Source organism: Sorangium sp. So ce887 (assembly GCF_051521455.1).
Classification (GTDB): domain Bacteria; phylum Myxococcota_A; class Polyangia; order Polyangiales; family Polyangiaceae; genus Sorangium.
Genome location: NZ_CP150354.1, coordinates 9,908,836 through 9,925,569 on the forward strand (window position 1 = coordinate 9,908,836; position 16,734 = coordinate 9,925,569).

Annotated in this window: 15 protein-coding genes; 7 read left to right on the top strand and 8 right to left on the bottom strand. The window is 73.3% G+C overall.

The genetic code is table 11. The annotated features are described in order from the left end of the window. Positions 1-65: 65 nt before the first annotated feature. Entirely contained in the window at positions 66-1,379 is a 1,314-nt protein-coding gene (locus tag WMF36_RS37065) for a serine/threonine-protein kinase (protein WP_437575538.1), read from the bottom strand. 305 nt (positions 1,380-1,684) lie between these two features. On the opposite strand from WMF36_RS37065, the gene WMF36_RS37070 reads away from it, so the two are divergent. The 4 genes from WMF36_RS37070 (at position 1,685) to WMF36_RS37085 (ending at position 6,418) form a co-directional block, all read left to right on the top strand. Beyond that, on the top strand, positions 1,685-2,683 hold the full coding sequence (locus WMF36_RS37070; protein WP_437575539.1) for a helical backbone metal receptor: 999 nt from the start codon (positions 1,685-1,687) through the stop codon (positions 2,681-2,683). A gap of 129 nt (positions 2,684-2,812) precedes the next feature. Continuing rightward, positions 2,813-3,058 (top strand): phosphopantetheine-binding protein, encoded by a 246-nt coding sequence (locus WMF36_RS37075; RefSeq protein WP_020740115.1) that lies wholly within the window; start codon positions 2,813-2,815, stop codon positions 3,056-3,058. Beyond that, positions 3,055-4,860, top strand: a complete 1,806-nt coding sequence (locus WMF36_RS37080) for a fatty acyl-AMP ligase (RefSeq protein WP_437575540.1) — start codon at positions 3,055-3,057, stop codon at positions 4,858-4,860. Before WMF36_RS37075 ends, WMF36_RS37080 begins: the two co-directional genes overlap by 4 nt. Positions 4,861-5,020: 160 nt before the next feature. After that, a complete protein-coding gene (locus tag WMF36_RS37085) occupies positions 5,021-6,418 on the top strand; it encodes an MFS transporter (RefSeq protein ID WP_437575541.1) in 1,398 nt (465 codons plus the stop codon). A 15-nt stretch (positions 6,419-6,433) separates the two neighbouring features. Here WMF36_RS37085 and WMF36_RS37090 read toward each other — a convergent pair whose 3' ends face one another. The 7 genes from WMF36_RS37090 to WMF36_RS37120 all read right to left on the bottom strand — a co-directional run bounded on the left by WMF36_RS37090 (position 6,434) and on the right by WMF36_RS37120 (position 12,339). After that, on the bottom strand, positions 6,434-7,294 hold the full coding sequence (locus WMF36_RS37090; RefSeq protein ID WP_437575542.1) for a fibro-slime domain-containing protein: 861 nt from the start codon (positions 7,292-7,294) through the stop codon (positions 6,434-6,436). 23 nt (positions 7,295-7,317) lie between these two features. Then, positions 7,318-7,908 (bottom strand): Uma2 family endonuclease, encoded by a 591-nt coding sequence (locus WMF36_RS37095; protein ID WP_437575543.1) that lies wholly within the window; start codon positions 7,906-7,908, stop codon positions 7,318-7,320. 105 nt (positions 7,909-8,013) lie between these two features. Further along, positions 8,014-9,321 (bottom strand): hypothetical protein, encoded by a 1,308-nt coding sequence (locus WMF36_RS37100; protein WP_437575544.1) that lies wholly within the window; start codon positions 9,319-9,321, stop codon positions 8,014-8,016. Then, positions 9,318-10,235: a hypothetical protein gene (locus WMF36_RS37105; RefSeq protein ID WP_437575545.1), complete on the bottom strand. Its 918-nt coding sequence runs from the start codon at positions 10,233-10,235 to the stop codon at positions 9,318-9,320. The genes WMF36_RS37100 and WMF36_RS37105 overlap by 4 nt, the downstream gene beginning before the upstream one ends. Next, complete coding sequence (locus tag WMF36_RS37110) at positions 10,232-11,071, bottom strand: hypothetical protein (protein WP_437575546.1); 840 nt, start codon at positions 11,069-11,071, stop codon at positions 10,232-10,234. Before WMF36_RS37110 ends, WMF36_RS37105 begins: the two co-directional genes overlap by 4 nt. Next, entirely contained in the window at positions 11,046-11,855 is an 810-nt protein-coding gene (locus WMF36_RS37115) for a ParA family protein (protein WP_437575547.1), read from the bottom strand. The genes WMF36_RS37110 and WMF36_RS37115 overlap by 26 nt, the downstream gene beginning before the upstream one ends. Positions 11,856-11,922: 67 nt before the next feature. After that, positions 11,923-12,339, bottom strand: coding sequence for a hypothetical protein (locus WMF36_RS37120; RefSeq protein WP_437575548.1), 417 nt, complete (start codon positions 12,337-12,339; stop codon positions 11,923-11,925). 322 nt (positions 12,340-12,661) lie between these two features. Between WMF36_RS37120 and WMF36_RS37125 the strand changes: the two genes are divergently transcribed. The 3 genes from WMF36_RS37125 to WMF36_RS37135 are packed head-to-tail and all read left to right on the top strand — an operon-like array spanning position 12,662 to position 16,688. Continuing rightward, a complete protein-coding gene (locus WMF36_RS37125; RefSeq protein WP_437575549.1) occupies positions 12,662-15,310 on the top strand; it encodes a TonB family protein in 2,649 nt (882 codons plus the stop codon). Beyond that, complete coding sequence (locus WMF36_RS37130) at positions 15,307-16,140, top strand: hypothetical protein (RefSeq protein WP_437575550.1); 834 nt, start codon at positions 15,307-15,309, stop codon at positions 16,138-16,140. Before WMF36_RS37125 ends, WMF36_RS37130 begins: the two co-directional genes overlap by 4 nt. Then, positions 16,137-16,688, top strand: coding sequence for a hypothetical protein (locus tag WMF36_RS37135; protein ID WP_437575551.1), 552 nt, complete (start codon positions 16,137-16,139; stop codon positions 16,686-16,688). Before WMF36_RS37130 ends, WMF36_RS37135 begins: the two co-directional genes overlap by 4 nt. The last annotated feature ends 46 nt before the right edge of the window (positions 16,689-16,734 follow it).

Here is a 16,734-nt window from a genome sequence, read left to right on the forward strand (position 1 = left end):
CCGTGCTCCTTGACCTCCGCGCCCGCGCCACACCCCCTCGCCGGCGGTGCCTGCCCAGCGAGCCACTAGCGCGCCGCGAGATAGCAGCCCGCGACGAAGAGCGCGGCGAGGGCGAACAGCAGCGCGGCGTGCAGGAGCAGCGGCGCGAGCCCGCGCCGCTCGGGGCGAGCGAGCGGACGCTGCGCCCTGGCCCAGGGCGACGGCGGATCGGCCGCAGCCCGCGCGGCGAGCTCCGCGCGCTGCGCGCCGGCCGCCCTCGCGAGCTGCACGGCAGTCGCGCTCGCCGCGGGCGCTGCCGCCTCCCTCGCCGCCGGCGCTGCCGCCTCCCTCGGGACCTTCGCGCCGCCCTCCATCGCGCGCGGCGTGGCGGCCGCGGTCGCGAGCGGCTCGATCACCGCGGGCGGACCGAGCTCCAGCGCGCGCACCGCGCGCTCGCGCGCCCGGCGGGCCGCGACGATCTCCAGGCCGAAGTTGTCGCGCAGCCACGCCCCGAAGCGCAGCGGGCTCGCCGTCAGCTCGGACGCCGCCGCGTAGGCCGCGACGTCCCGCAGCATGGCCGCCGCGCTCGGGTAGCGCTCCTCGGGCGCCTCCGCGAGCGCCCGCGCGACGATCGCGTGGAGCGCCGCCTCGTCGGGGAGGCCGCGCTCCACGAGCGGCGGGATCTCCGCGCGCCGCGCGAGCTCGAGCAGCTCGCCGCGCGCCTCTTCCTTCGAGAGGGCCGCCCCCGGGGCCGGGCTGTACATCCGCCGGCCGGCGAGCAGCTCCCACAGCAGGATGCCCGTCGCGAAGAGGTCGGAGCGCGCGTCGAGCGCGTCGCCGCGGGCGTGCTCGGGGCTCATGTAGCCGGCCTTGCCCTGCAGCGCCTCGTCCAGCGTCGCGCCGCTGCGCTCGTGCGCGCGGGCGATGCCGAAGTCGCAGAGCTTGATCTCGCCCTCGAAGCTCAGGAGCACGTTCGACGGCGAGACGTCGCGGTGCACGACGCCCTTCCGGTGGGCGTAGGCGAGCGCCTGCAGCGCCTCGGCGATGATCAGGAGCGAGAACGCGACCGGGAGCTTCACCTTCTGGCGCGCGCAGCGGCGGAGCAGCTCGCGCAGGTCGAAGCCCTCGACGTACTCCATCGCGATGAACAGCGAGCCGTCCTCGCGGCCGAGATCCTCGACCTGCACGATGGACGCATGGCGCAGCCCCGCGGCGAGCCTGGCCTCGCTCGCGAGCATCTCCACGAAGCGCGGATCGTGCGCGAACCTCGGGGTGACCTCCTTGATGGCCACGAGGCGCGCGGCGCCGAGATCCGTGCGCACCCGCGCCAGGTACAGATCGGCCATCCCTCCCTGGCCGATGTGGTCGAACAGCGTGTACCGGCCAAATTGGCACGGCAAGAGCCGCCCTGCGCGGGGCGCCGCCCGGCGCAGGGGGGGATCCTCATGACCGGGACCGCGGGCGAGAGGCGGCAGGCCAGAGGGCGGATACGGGAGCGTGCCTCCGCGACGCACATCGAGGCGATCGATCTGCACGAGCCCTCGTTCGCAGACTTCGCGCGGGCGGGCCAACTAAGCGGCCGCCGCCCCCGGCAACGGCCGGGGCGTAGCGGCCGGGGCGCGGCGGTCCGGCCCGGCGCCGCGCCGACGCCCGGCGAGCGCGCCGACCACGTGCAGCGTGCGCGGCGGCGGGCTACATCCGGCGCATGACGTTCAGCGCAGGCTGGGGACAGCCCTTTGCCGGGTCGTTCATCCGCATCGTCGACGACCGGGGGCGCAAGCACGAGTGGCGCACCCCTCCGCGGCGCATCGTCTCGCTCGTCCCGAGCGACACCTACTCGCTCGTCCGGCTCGGCGCCCGGGACCGCCTCGTCGGCCGCACCCGCTACTGCGTCGCGCCCGCGGAGGACGTCGAGGGCATCGAGCTCGTCGGCGGCACGAAGGACGCCGACGTCGATCGCATCGCCGCGCTCGACCCCGAGGTCGTCGTCGCGAACCAGGAGGAGAACAGCAAGCGCGACATCGAGCGCCTCGACGCGGCCGGCCTCCGGGTGCTCGTCTCGTTCCCGAAGCGGGTCGCGGACGGCGTGGCCCACCTCGCCCGGCTGGCGCGCCTGCTCGGGCACTCCCCGATGACCGCGGCGGCCGCGCCCGCGGCGGTCCCGGAACGCGGCGAGCCGGACCCGTCGCGGCCGCCGGCCGCCGCGCGCGAGCAGGTCGCGGCCGCCTACCGCGCCCACGCCGCGGCCGAGGCGCGGCGCCGCGCGCGCCCGCCCCTGCGCGCCTTCATCCCGATCTGGATGGACCCGCTGATGACCGTCCACGGCGACACCTTCATCTCGGACATGCTCGACCTCGCCGGCGCGCAGAACGTCTTCGAGGATCGGCCCCGGCGCTACCCGCTCGCGGCCGACCTGGGCAAAGCGCCGCCGCTCCCGCCCGAGCGCGTCCAGGGCCGCGACGTCCGCTACCCCCGCGTCACCCTCGACGAGGTCGTCGCCCGCGCCCCGGACCTCGTGCTGCTGCCCGACGAGCCGCACGCCTTCACCGACGCCGACGCGGCAATATTTCGCTCCCTCGACATCCCCGCCGCCCGCCGCGGCCACGTGATCCGATGCGATGGCAAGGACCTCATGTGGTACGGCGCGCGGGCGCTCGAGGGGCTCAATCGGCTGCGGGAGATCATCGACGCCGCCCGTCCCTGATGCACGCACGACGCGATCTTCGGTTCAGGGGCGCGCGGCCGCATGCGAGCGCCGCGCGGCCGAGCGAGCCCCCTCCTCGCCACGCCGCAATTGGGGTAGGACCGTATGATGACGTGGACACGGGAGACGTTGCGGGCAGAGATCATCCAGCTCCTGGAAGGACACACGGCCGGCGAGGTAAAGATCGAGGAGTCGAGCCATCTCGTCGCCGATCTCAGCCTCGACTCGCTCGGGGTGATGGAGATCGTCGCGGATATGGAGGATAAGTTTGACCTCTCGATCCCCGACGACATGTTGCGCGAGGTCGACACGGTCGCCGACGTCGTCAAGGCCATCGAGCTCAGGCTCAAGAACGAAGGAAGGCTCTCGGGATGACGGCTGTTTGGAAAGCGCGGACGGTCGCCCAGGCGATCGAGGACGCAGCGGCGAGCACGAAGACGGGCTATCGCTTCATCGAGGAGTCGAGCGAGAACGAGCCGTTCTTCACGCATGGCGGCATCGAGCGCGCGAGCGCGCGCATCGGCGGCGCGCTCCAGGCGCTCGGGCTCCAGAAGGGCGAGCGTGTCGCGTTGATCCTGCCGGACAACGCCGACTTCATCTTCGCCTTCCTGGGCGCGATCCGCGCGGGCATCGTCCCGGTGCCCATCTACCCGCCGACGGGCCTCGGCAAGCTGACCGGCTACCTCGAGAACACGCTGCACATCGTCGCGAAGAGCGGCGCCAGGGTCCTGCTCACGAGCGCCGAGATCAAGCGCGTGCTCGGCACGATCCAGGCGCAGGCGCCGGAGCTCCAGCAGATCGTGGCGGTGGAGGGCATCCGGGGCTCCCGCGAGGAGCTCAAGCCGGTGAAGGTCGAGCTCGACGACGTGTGCTTCCTGCAGTTCACGAGCGGCTCGACGTCGCGCCCGAAGGGCGTGGTGCTCACGCACGCGAACCTGGCCGCGAACGTGCGGGGGATCGTGGAGCTCGGCCTGGCGGTGCGCGAGTCGGTGGACACCGGCGTGTCGTGGCTGCCGCTCTACCACGACATGGGGCTCATCGGCTTCGTGATCGCGCCGCTCTACTACGTCAACACGGTCACCTTCCTGCCGCCGCTCCTGTTCCTGAAGCGCCCGGTGCGCTGGCTGGAGACGATCACGCGCCACCGGGGCAACGTGTCGTTCGGCCCGAACTTCGCCTATGCGCTCTGCGTGAAGCGGATCCGGGAGCAGGAGATGGCGGGGCTCGACCTGTCGACGTGGCGGGTCGCCGGCTGCGGCGCCGAGCCGATCCGGGCCGACAACCTGCGCGCCTTCGCCGAGAAGTTCGCGCCGGTCGGCTTCGACGAGAAGGCGTTCGTCTGCTCGTACGGCATGGCTGAGAGCACGCTGGCGGTGTCGTTCAGCGCGCTCGGGACCGGGCTGCAGACCGACGTGGTGGACGGCGAGACGCTCTGGAAGGAGGGCAAGGCGGTGCCCGCCCCGGCCGACAGCGACGGCGCGTCGTCGCTCGTGCAGTGCGGGTCGGCGTTCGAGGGGCACGAGATCGCGGTGTTCGCGTCGGACGACGCGGAGAGCACGCACCCGCTCGGTGACCGCGAGGTCGGGGAGCTCCGGCTGCGTGGCCCGAGCGTGATGCCCGGCTATTTCAACGACCCGGACCTCACGAAGGAGGCGTTCGCGGGCGGCTGGCTGCGGACGGGCGATCTCGGGTACCTCGCGGAGGGCAAGGTCTATATCTGCGGGCGCTCGAAGGAGGTCATCATCGTCAACGGGCGCAACTACTACCCGCAGGATCTCGAGTGGGAGGCGAGCCGCGTCTCCGGGGTCCGGAAGGGCAACGTGATCGCGTTCGGGACGATGAAGCCGCACAACGACCGCGAGCGGGTGGTCATCGTCTTCGAGACGCCGGCACTGGACGAGCAGGAGAAGCAAGCGGTGAAGGGCGAGGTGCGCCGCGTCGTGCAGCAGGCCATGGGGCTCACGGTCGACGACGTTGTCGCGGTCGGGGCGGGCGTGCTGCCGAAGACCTCGAGCGGGAAGCTCCAGCGGAGCAAGGCGCGGGAGCTCTACGAGAACGGAGAGCTCCTGATCCGCAGCTCCTCGCGCGAGGGGGACCGGCTGGACGCGGCCAAGGAGTTCGCCAAGAGCCAGATCAACTACTTCCGTCACGCGATCTTCCGCGGGCGCGGGGGGTGATCCTGGCGGGGGGCGCCTCGAAGGGGGCGCCTCCTCGGAGGATCGCTGGACTGCAGGGGCCGCCGGAGGGGAGCCGGCGGCGCTCCGGTGAAGCGAGCGGGCGCGAAGGCGTAGCCGCTGGTACGGGGGGCCGTTATCGTCGGCGGCCGGAGGGCGATCCATGCCTGCTTGGCTCAATCAGCTGCTGCCGATCCTTCTGCTGCTCGCGGCCATCGCGGTCGTCATGCGGCGGCTGCCGAAGATCGAGCTCGGACACTCGGAGGAGTTCAAGCGCCGGCGGTTCTTCAACTGGTTTCCGCTCGGGCTCACCTACGCCTTCCTCTACATGGGGCGGTACAACTTCTCCGCCAACGCGTCGGCGCTCGACGCGATGCAGCTCGTCAGCAAGCAGGAGTTCGGGAACATCGACGGCTGGGGGTCGGCCGTCTACGGGGTCGCCTTCCTGCTGAACGGGCCGCTCACCGACAGGTGGGGTGGGCGCACCACCATCCTCCTCGCCGCGGGCGGGTCGGCGCTCATGAACCTGCTCATGGGGGCAGCCGTCCGCGTCGCCCAGGAAGGACAGCTCGACCACGACGCGGCCGTCACCACGATGACGGTGCTCTTCGCCGGCAACATGTACTTCCAGAGCTTCGGCGCCGTATCCATCGTCAAGGTGAACGCGCCCTGGTTCCACGTCCGCGAGCGCGGGATGCTCGGCGGCGTCTTTGGCATCCTGATCTCGCTGGGGCTCTACTTCGCCTACGACTGGAGTCGATTCATCGCCAAGCACCTGCCCATGCAGTGGGCCTTCCACATCCCCGCCCTGCTGCTGCTCGGGTTCCTGGTGCTCGACTTCTTCGTCATCCGCGACACGCCGGGCAAGGCGGGGTTTCAGGACTTCGACACGGCCGACGCGTCCTCGGGCGACACCGGCGAGCGCATGGGTCCGCTCGACGTCGCGCGGCGCATGTTCTCGCAAAGGGTCATCTGGATCATCGTCGCCATCGAGTTCTGCAGCGGCTTCCTCCGCAACGCCGTCATGAAGTGGTACCTCATCTTCGCCGACAAGACCGACCTCCAGGGCTTCGTGTCGACCCACTGGGGCGTGCTCCTCTGCATCGCCGGCATCCTGGGCGGCGTCTTCGCCGGCTTCATCTCCGACCATGTCTTCGACTCGCGCCGCGGCCCCGTGGCCTCGGTGCTGTACGCAGGCCTCGTGCTCGGCGCGGTGATCGTCCTCTTCACGCTGAGCCTGCCCATCGCCGGGTGGACCGTCGTGTTCATGTCCCTCTGCGTGATCGGCGTCCACGGCATGCTCTCCGGGACCGCGAGCATGGACTTCGGCGGCAAGAAGAACGCCGGCGTCGCGACAGGCATCATCGACGGCTTCGTCTACCTGGGCACGGCGGTGCAATCGTTCCTCTACGCGAGCATCCTGCCCTCGGGCGACGCGGCGAAGGACCCGGCGAACTGGATCTCATGGCCCGTCGCCATGCTCCCTGTCGCCCTCGTCGGCTTCGCGCTGGCGACGCGCTTGTGGAACGCGAGGCCGCAAAGGCAAGCTGCAGCCCACTGAGGCGACGTCGACGCGCTACAGGATGATCGGCTCGCAGTTCGTGTACTTGAGCGTCGAGATCATGAAGCTCGATCCACCGCTGCGGCGCTCCGCGAAGAAGATGTCGAGGGGGTAGTTCTTCCCGAGCTCGAGGCCAAGCGCCTCGGCCATCGCGTCGAGATCGAGGGTGTCGAACATCGAGCCGTGGACCCCGCCCAGATCCATCACCAGCTGGTTGTTGATGAACACCCAGATGTCGTCATCGCCACCGAAGATGAAGTCGTCCCCGCCCCTGTACCTGAAGCTCATGTGGAGCTCGAACGTGAAACCGTAATTGTGGTCCCTGTCCTGGTTGCCCCAGCCTTCGCCATCGATGGGGAAGAACTCCCTGCTGGAGAAGAGACGAAACTCGTCATCGCTCACGTCGAGGGGGACGACGAACCGGATCGAACGGTTGATCTCCGGGACGTCCTGGAACCATTGATCGAAGTGCTCGGGCCCGGACGTGTACTCCGTGGCCCCCTCATGGGCGTATACCGGCTTCTGGTCAGGGCCGAGCACACGCTCGACGATGCCCGGCAAGCCCGTACCCTCGAAGCGCTCGAAGTCCGGGTGCCCGCCGGCAGTGCCGTACGCCTGGAAGTCGCGCACCACCCCTTCGAGCCGCGGCTCGCAGCCGGCTTGCCCGCCGCTCGAGGAGGACGTGCCCGGGGCCGATGCGCCGCCGGCCGGCGAGAAGTCGCCGCCCAGGCCGGTCCCGGAGGAGCCGCCGCCCGTCCCGGAGGCGTCGATCGTCTTCCCGATGACCTCGGGGATAGCGTTACACCCGGCGAGCGCGAGCGCCGAGGCTGCGGAGAGAAGGATGGCCAGCGAGGGTGGAAAGCTTGGACACAACACGGCACACCGAGCCTCCGCTCGCTTCAGCCCACCGCTTCCTCTGATCCCTCGAAGACGCCGAGATACACCTCGTCGAGCGGAAGACGGCACCCGATCGACGACAGCTCCGCGACGCCGCTCTCCCGCACGTCGTGGAGCGTCCAGGTGCCGTCGTCATTGCGCCGCAAGACCTCCACACGCCTCCTCTGATACGAGACGAGCACGTATTCGCGTAGCGAGGAGATGGCCTGGTAGTGAGCGAATTTCTCGCCGCGGTCGTAGGCCTCGCTGCTCGGCGACAGCACCTCTACCAGCACGACCGGGTTCAGGATGCTGTTCTCGTCCTCAGGATCGCGCTCCAGCGCTCCGCACACCACGCTGCCGTCCGGGTACGTCGCGAGCCCTGTCGCCCGGACACGCACCCGCACGTCGGAGTTGTAGACGCGGCAGCGTCGACCGACGAGCTGGCCGCGGAGCACGCTGGCCACGTTCACCGCCATGAGCCCGTGCTCAGGCGTGCCCCCCGCCATCGCGAAGATCTCGCCGTTCAAGTGCTCGTGCTTGGCCTCGCTCGCCTGCTCGCGGGCGAGGTACTCGGCGAACGTGAACGTCAGCTTCCGCGCGGGCTCGGCCATGCTCAACCTCTTCCCCTTAGGCTACTGCGCTGCCACACGGCGGGCGAGCCGTTCTTCCCGCAAGCGCGGATGGCGGTGCGCCCGACAACGAGGGAGCGGTCAGCATCACCACCTGTCCTCGATCGCCTCCACCCTCACCTCGCACGCGTCGTCCCCCCGGAGCGGCGACCTCGTCTCCTGCACCCGGAACCGCGTCCCGATCTTGAACAGCCCGCCGTACGTCTCCGCGTCGATCGGCCGCTCCGTCCCGAAATCCACGCGGTGCAGGAGCTGCATGATCGCGAGCGCCGTCCCCTGCTGGAACAGGAGCCGCGCCCTCGCCGTGGGCCCGTGCCTCATCCCGTAATACGCGCTCTCGTGCGTTATCGGCGCGCGCAGCACCAGCACCCGGCCCGGCTGGAACTCCGGCGCGGAGAGCGCACCCCACCCGAGCGCGCGGGCAAGCCCGAGCAGCTGATCCAGACGCTCGTGCTGGTCCCTGCCCGCCGGGCCGCACACCGCCTCGAACGACGCGGAGGTGAGCATCCCGCCGAGCAGGTGGAACGCGCCCGTCTGCGCCGCCTCCCGCACCAGCGCCTCGAACACCGGGCCGAGCTCCGGCGACCGACGCTCGATGAGGTGCATCGTGTCGAACGTCTTCTGCTCGAGGTACCCCACCGGCAAGACCGCCAGGTTCACGCCGTACGCCGGGATGAGCCCGCGCTCGTCGGACCGGAGCGCCCCGAGCTCCTCGAGCATCGCGAGCCCCGCGCGCTGCGCCCGGGCCTCGGGGCCGCTCTCGAGCTCCCAGCTCACCCGCGACGACTCGACAAGCTCGCGCGTCAGCGCCTCGCCGAAGCGCGGCCGCTCGGACCGCCGCGTGAGCAGGAAGGCGCAGGCCACATCGCCCCGCGCGACGCACGTCACCTCGTCGGCGTCGAGCCGACCCCAGTCGGACGGGAACGCGAGGCTCGCCGCCGCCGAACAGTAGCCGGAGGCAAACGCGTCCACGACCATCCGGTTCTGGATCCGACCGCCGTACTTCGCGAGGAAGCTCGTGCCGTGGAAGAGCGCCTCCGCCTGCACCATGCCGCCCTCCGCGCTCAGCTCGAACCGCAAACACCCCTGCCCCATCGCGGCGAACAGCTCGGCCGCGAGATCGAGCTTCTCCCGCGGCGAGGCGCCGTGGCGCGCCGCGTACAGCGGGCCGAGCAGCGCGTGCGTCGCCTCGAACGCCGCCTGCCGGCGCACGCCGCGGCTCTCCCCGCCGAGCGCGTCGTGGATCGTCTGCTCCAGGAAGAGCGCGTAGTGGTGCGAGTGCACGATCACCAGCTGGTCCGCCACGTGGAGCAGGCAGTGGGGGGCGATCCGGCCGAGCAGATCGCCGAGCGGCCCCTCGATGCGGCCCCGCAGGCCGCGCCGGAGCGCCGTCACAGGAGCCTCCGCAGCGCGGCGCGCTCGAGGCCAAGGATGTCCGCCGCCGCCGTCTCGATGAGCACCATCGCCTCCGCGCCGAGCTCGCCCGGGTGCTCCAGCGCGAGCGGCGTCAGCCCGGCGCGCAGGGCGAGCCGGAGCCGCGCGACGTGCGGCTCCGGCGCGCGGGCCTCGAGCAGCGCGAGCAGCCGCTCGGTCCGCGCGGCCTCGGCCGACGGGGGATCCGGGGGCGGCGGCGTGCCGCCCGTCCGGCGCGACGGGATGCTCGACGAGCCCCGCGGCGGCGCGGAGCGCGCGACGCCACGCACGAGATCGTCCACCGTGTCCGCGCTGAGCGCCTCCTCGAACAGCCCCGGCGGGTCGCTCAGCATCTCCTCGGACGGCTCCTCGAGCGGCAGCTCGGGCGCGAGCTCCGCGGCGAGCCGCTGCGCCACGAGCCGCGCCATGCCGAGCGGCATCGTGCCGTCGAACAGGCTCGCGACCACGCACGCGCGGACGCGGCGCAGGAGGACGGTCCGGCCGCTCAGCTCCAGGGTGACCACCGGGTCCGGGAGCTCCTCCCCGCGGCCGTGCGAGCCCGGCGGCTTGCTCGACGACCGCGCGCCGCGGCCCCGGACAGGCCGGGCCGACGCCTCGCGCTCGGGGACGAGCCGCTGCGCGGCGAGCTGGCTCCCGAGGTACGCGTCGCGGAGCCCCGCGGCGACGTCGCCCGGCGAGAGGGCCGCGCCCTCGCGGACGAACAGGGCGTGGACGCGCGCGTCGCTCAGGTGGAACACGACGATCGCCTCGAGGCCGTCGACGCCGTAGCCGATGCTGTCGAGCGCGATCGGAGCGAGCGGGTCGTCGTCGTCCAGCGCGCCCGCGACGGCCGTGACCCCACCGCCGAACGAGGACTCGGCGTGGTCCGCGCTCACCTGACGACCCTGACCGCGACGTCGAGCGCGTGCCGGCACGCGATGCGGACAGCGTGCGCCTCGCGCGGCATGAGCGGGCCCGGGCGCATCAGGCCGACGATGTACCCGGCCGAGCGCACCTGGAACCCGATGAGCTGGAAGCACGGCCCGTCGCCGACGCACAGGTCGAACCGCTGCGACGGGGCGCCCGGCAGCGCCGCCACGAGCGAGCCGATCGCCGACGCGATGAGGCCCGAGGCGGCGAGCCGCGCCTCGGTGTCGCGGATCGCGCCGGCGAACGGGAGCCCGGCCGCGTCCGCGAGGAAGACGTCCGTGGCGCCGGTCACCTCGGCGATCCACTCGATCACCCGCTCGCAGCGCGCGACCGGCCCGCCCGCCGCGGCGAGGTCAGGGAAGCGCGGCTGCGCGCGCCCCGCCGCGAGCGCCTCGACGGCGAGGTCGAGCCGCTCCGCGAGCGGCTCGCGCGCCGACACGAACGAGGCCGACGAGGCGGGCGACGGCAGGTCGAGCGGCGCGCCGTGCCGCGCGTCGACGTCGTCGGCCGACGAGGGCAGCGCGCTGCCGAGCCCGAGCCCGAGCTCGCCGCCCGCGGCCGCGCTCGACATCGGCAAGAGGTCGCTCGACGGCGCGAGCTCCTCGAACGACGGCGACAGCGGCGCCGCGGACATCGGCTCCGGCTCCGCCCGCGAGGGCGGCGGCGACCCGAACGACACGAGCGGCGCGCCCGCGGGCGCGAGCGACGGGGGCTGCCGCTTCCGCGGCTTCGACTGCTTGACGAGCGCCGCCGCGGTGAGGACGGCGCTGTCGATGTCAAAGGAGGAGCGAGATCGGGCCATCGTCATCGTCCGGGGAGGTGGGCTCCAGGCGAACCAGGACGTCGTTCGCGAGCTGATCGAAGACGCGCGCGAGCGGCGGAGGCCTCTTCTGCATGAGAAGGAGCGGCGCCCCGCGGAGAGACGCCTCGAGGAACGCCTCGTCGCGCGGGATGACGGTATCGAGGATGATCCCGTCGGGGAACCTGGTCCAGAGCGTCTCGGCGACGTCGAGCGACGCGGACGCCTGCCGATCGAACATCGACAGCACCATGCCGAGCATCGACAGGCGCGGGTTCGTCTCGGCGCGCACGCGATCGATCACCGCGAGCAGCTGGCCGACCGAGCGCAGCGCCAGCGGCTCGGCCTGGAGCGGCAGGAGCGCGTGCGTCGCCACCTCGAGCGCGCGCGTCGTGACCTTGCCGAGCCCCGCGGGGCAGTCCACGACCACGAGGTCGAAGTCCGGCGCGAGCCGCGCGAGCACGCTCGGGAGCACCGGCGCGCGGGTGAGCGCGTCCTCGAAGCCCGCGACCGTCGTGGGATCGACCCGGCCGACCGTGAGCACCTGGAGCTGCGGATCGCGCGTCCGGAGCAGCACCGACTCGAGGCGCTCGGCGCCCGTGAGCAGCTCCGCGACGCCCGGCCGCGCGCGATCGGCGAGGCCCAGCGACAGCCCGAGGCTCCCCTGCGCGTCGAGCTCGAGGACCAGCGCGCGGTTGCCCGCGCGCGCAAGGGCGAGCCCCAGGTTGAGGGAAATCGTGGTCTTTCCCACGCCGCCCTTCTGGCTCGCGACCGCAATGACGTACATGGACTCCCCGACGGCGCGCAGTCCCGGCGCCCGGGGGGCATCCTAACAGGACGGATGCCGCCGGAAACTAGAGCAGCGAAATCCGCTTCATCAGCGTGCCGCACAGATCGCTCTGCGCGTTGCGCGCGCGCTCGAGCGCCAGGCCGGCGCGGAAGATCTTGTCGGCGCTGTCGAGGTTGCCGAGCACCACGTGGCAGAGCCCGAGGAGCTCGTGGTCGGCGGGATCCCCGTGGATCGAGACGAGCTCGGTCAGCGCGGGCACCGCGGCGCGGTGGGCCTCGGTCATCGCTTCGGTGGGCTTCGACGGGACGCCCTTGGCGAGGATCATGAGCCGCAGCACCTGCCGCTGGTCCTCGGCCCGGTGCTTGAGAAACTCCGGCTTCTGGAAGAGATCGCGGTATCCCCGGTAGGCCGCGTCGAGGTTACCCCCGCGCGCGAGGGTGACGATGGTCTTGACCGCCTGGACGAGCGCCTCATTCGCCATGTCGAGACGATACACGGGCCGGCGCCCCGCGGGGAGCCCGCCGCTGCGCCGACGGAACGTCACTCGGGCGCCGCGGGCTTCCGTCGCCGTCGCTCGCACAGGCGCCGCGCCCGCTTTTGTCGGCGTCGTTCGCGCCGCGCGCGCTTCTGTCGCCGTCGCTCGCGGGCGCTCCAGGCCGCGAGATGCAGCGGTGCGTCGCTTGCGGCACCGCTGTGCGCCGTGGTAGTCGCCTGGGGCTCAGTTGCCCATGCGCGCTTCTGGACGAGAAACAGGGCCGCCGGCGCCTCGCGCAGGCGCGCCGCGCGCGTCCGCCTCCGGAGTCGTGAGGGAGGACGCTGCCCGCGCCCGGGAGGGCTCCGTCGCGCCGCGGGGGCGCTTTCTGCTCGCGTGCTGCCTCTCGGCCAGCGCGCTCGTCGCGCTCGCCGCGCCGGCGGCGCTCGCGCAGCCCGGGCCACCGCCGGACGCGGCCGTGGCGCCGCAGATCCTCGAGCACGTGGACCCTGTGTACCCGCCCGAGCGGCTCGCCGAGGGCGTCGACACGACGGTCACGCTGTTCGTCACGGTCGAGAAGGACGGCACCGTCAGCGACGCTGTCGTGGCCGAGTCCGGCGGCGCGGGGTTCGACGAGGCGGCCATGAAGGCCGTGCGGCGGTGGCGCTTCTCGCCGGCCCTGCGCGGCGGCGCGCCGGTGCGGGCGCGGATCCGGGTGCCGTTCCATTTCGCGCCCGGCCCCCACGAGGAGCAGCCCGAGCCGCCGCCGGCGAGGCCCGATCGGCCGGAGGCCGCCCCGCCGCCCGCGCCGCCGAAGCCGGTGGAGTTCGCCGGGGGCGTCGCGGGCCCGCACGCCGTGGCCGAGCCTGGCAAGCCGATCGAGATCCACGTGCAGGGCCGCCCGAACCCGCCGCGGCGCGCGTCGAGCGACTTCCGGATCGGCCGCGCGGCGCTCACCGCCGCGCCGCACGCGTCCGCCGCCGACCTGCTCCGCACGGCGCCCGGCGTCCACGTCGCGCACCCCGAGGGCGAGGCGGTCGCGCAGCGCATCTTCCTCCGCGGCTTCGACGCGGAGCACGGCCAGGACATCGAGCTCCGGGTCGGGCCGATCCCGCTGAACCAGCGCTCGCACGTGCACGGCCAGGGCTACGCGGACCTCAACGTGGTCATCCCGGAGGTGGTGCGGTCGCTCCGCGTCGTCGAGGGCGTCTACGATCCGCAGCAGGGCGACTTCGCTGTCGCGGGCAGCGCGACCTTCGACCTCGGCGTCGAGGAGCGCGGGCTCCTGCTCAAGGGCACGCTCGGCTCGTTCAACACGCGGCGGCTGCTCGCGATCTGGGCGCCGGAGGCGCAGTCGGAGGACACGTTCGGGGCCGCCGCGGTGCGCACGACGGACGGCTTCGGCGACGGCACGCGCGGGGCGATCTCGGGCGCGGCCGTGGGCCAGTACCGGATGTACCTGCCGGACGAGTTCTCGCTGCTGCTCCACGTGGCGGCCCACGGCAGCCGCGCGAACCTCGCGGGCGTGCTCCGGCGGGACGACATCGCGGCGGGGCGCGTCGGCTTCTACGACGCCTACCGCGATCCGTCGGCCCGCTCGCAGTCGGCCGCGTCGACCCGGCTCCAGCTCGGGCTCCTCGCGGAGCGGGCGGACGACGACGGCTCCCAGAAGAGCGCCTGGCTCTGGGCGATGACGTCCGGGTACCGGAGCCGGATGAACTTCACCGGCTACACGCAGCGCTCGCGCGTGCGGCCCGCGTGGGCCGGCCGCGGCGATCTCGTCGAGCAGTCGAACCAGGACGTCGCGCTCGGCGGGGGCCTCGCCTACCGCACGCCGCGGATCCCGCTCGCCTCGTGGCTCACCGGCCAGGTCGCCGTCGGGGCCGAGGTGCAGACCGACGCCATCGATCAGGCGCAGAACCTCCTCCAGCCGCCGCAGAACGAGACGTGGGACCGGCGCGTCGACGCGTCGATCCAGCTGACCGGGATCGGCGTCCACGGCGACGCGCTGCTCGAGCTGTCGCGCTGGGCGCGCCTGCGCGGCGGCGCCCGCGCCGACGTGCTCGTCTTCGACGTGGATGACCGCCTCGGCAACTTCATCCCGGCGTTCCAGAAGGAGACGCACATCGAGGGGTTCCGGCGCACGGCGGCGGGCGTCGCGTTCGGCCCGCGGGCCACGCTGGAGGTCGACCCGCTGCCCGAGCTGCGCCTCTCCGCAGCGTACGGCCACGGCTACCGCTCCCCGCAGGCGCGGCAGCTCGAGGAGGGCGAGAACGCGCCGTTCGCGACCGTGAAGAGCTACGAGGTCGGCGCGACGCTGCGTCCGGGCGGCGGCCTCAGCGCGACCGCGGCCGCCTACGAGACGCGCCTCTCCTACGACCTCGCGTTCGACGCGGCGGAGGGCGGCCTCGCGCGCATCGGCCCGACGACCCGCCGCGGGCTCGTCGTCTACTTGCAGGCGGCGCCGAGCCCGATGCTGACCGCGGGCGTGAGCGCGACGCTCGCCCACGCCACGCTGGACGCGCCGCCCCCGCCGACGCCCGAGAACCCGACGCCGCCGTACGTCGAGGGGCAGCAGCTGCCGTTCGTGCCGCCCGTGGTGGTGCGGGCCGACCTCTCGGTGAAGCGGCCGCTCGTCACGATCGCCGGCCGGCCGATCGTGGGGCGGCTCGGCTACGGCGCGACGTTCCTCTCGGCGCGGCCGCTGCCGTACGCGCAGACCGCGGCGCCGCTCCTCGTGATGGACGCGTCGCTCTCGCTCCGCCGGAGCCTCCGCGCGGGCGGCGATCCCGCGCAGGAGGGCCCGTGGATCGAGGTCGGCGTGGAGGCGCAGAACCTGCTCGACGCCGAGCATGCGGACACCGAGTACTCGTTCGTCTCGAGCTGGCAGACCACCCCGTTGCCGTCGGCGCTGCCAGCCCGGCACATCAGCGCGGGGCCGCCGCTCACGGTCCTCGGCAACGTGACGCTCTCGCTATGAACGCTCGCAACGCTCGCAACGACCGCCCGGCCGCCCGCTGCTTGCTCGCCCTCGCGCTCTCCGCGGCGCCGGCGCTCGGCTGCGCCGGCACCGGCCAGCCGGAGGTCTCGTACCTCGCATACGCCGAGGCCGCGCCGCCCGGAGAGATCGCCGCCGGCGCCTGGACGGTCGTGCTCGACGAGGCGTCGGTCGCCTTCGGGCCGGTCCAGCTCTGCGCGGCGGAGTCCGGCTCGGCGACGCTCTGCGGCACCGCGATCGCCGAGCTGCTCTCGATCGTGCGCGTCGACCTGCTCGATCCGGGGGCGCAGCGGCTCGGCCGGGTCCGCGGCTTCGAGGGGGAGATCCGGAGCGCGTCGTTCGACTACGGGATCCACTGGTTCCTGACCGAGTCGGCGCCGGTGCGGTCGCCCGAGGCGCCCGGCGGGCACTCGGCGCACCTGCGCGGGCGCGCGACGCGGGGGGCGGAGGCGCTCGACTTCGTGGCCGACGTCGACGCGCTGCCGCAGTTCCAGGGGCAGCGCGCGGTCCCGAGCGTCGCGGCCGCGGCGACCGTCGGCGCCGAGCCGGTGCGCCTCGCGGTCCGCTTCGACGTGGGGGCGTGGGTCGCGCGGATCGACTTCGACGCGCTGGCCGAGGAGGCCGGGAGCGATGGCGCAGGCGGCGATGGCGCAGGCGGCGATGGCGCAGGCGGCGAGCAGGGCGAGGGCGCAGGCGGCGCGGGCGGAACGACCAGGGCGGTGATCGCGCCGGGGTCGCGCGCGCACAACGCGCTGGTGATCGCGATGACGGCGCAGGAGCCGCCGGAGCTCGTCTGGTCGGGGTCGCCGTGAGGGGCCGCCGCGGCGCGGGCGCGAGGGCGCGCGTGCCGGCGCGGCGGCCGCTCCCGCGACAAGCGCGCGCTCGCGCGGGCTGGAGCGCGCGGTGGCTTGTGCTGCTCGCGCTGCTCGCGCAGCTGTGCGGCCTGACGCACGCGCTGCTCGTCCGGCACGACCGCTGCGAGCACGGCGAGCTGGTCCACGTCGGCGCGCTGGTCGACGCCGGTCACGGCGGCCACACGCACGCTGCCGGCGCCGCCCGCGCTACCGGTGTCGCGCGCGCCGCGCCGCCCGCCGTGGCCGCGGCGCCCCAGCAGCTCGAGGGCCGGGCGCCCGGCCCCGGAGAGGGGGTCGCCGCGCAGGACGCGCTGCGCCAGCGCCACCTCGACGACGATCACTGCGACGCGTTCGCGCGGTGCGGCCAGCTCGGCGCGCCCGTTCATCGCGTGGGCGAGGCCACCCTGCTCGGGGTGCTCTGCCTCGACGCGCTCCGGCCCTCGCCGGAGGTCCGCCCGATCCCCTTGCTGATCCTGGCGCCGAAGAGCTCTCCGCCCGCCGCCTGATCGGCGAGGCGACAGGGTGATGCGGGCGCGGGGCGCGCGAGACGCG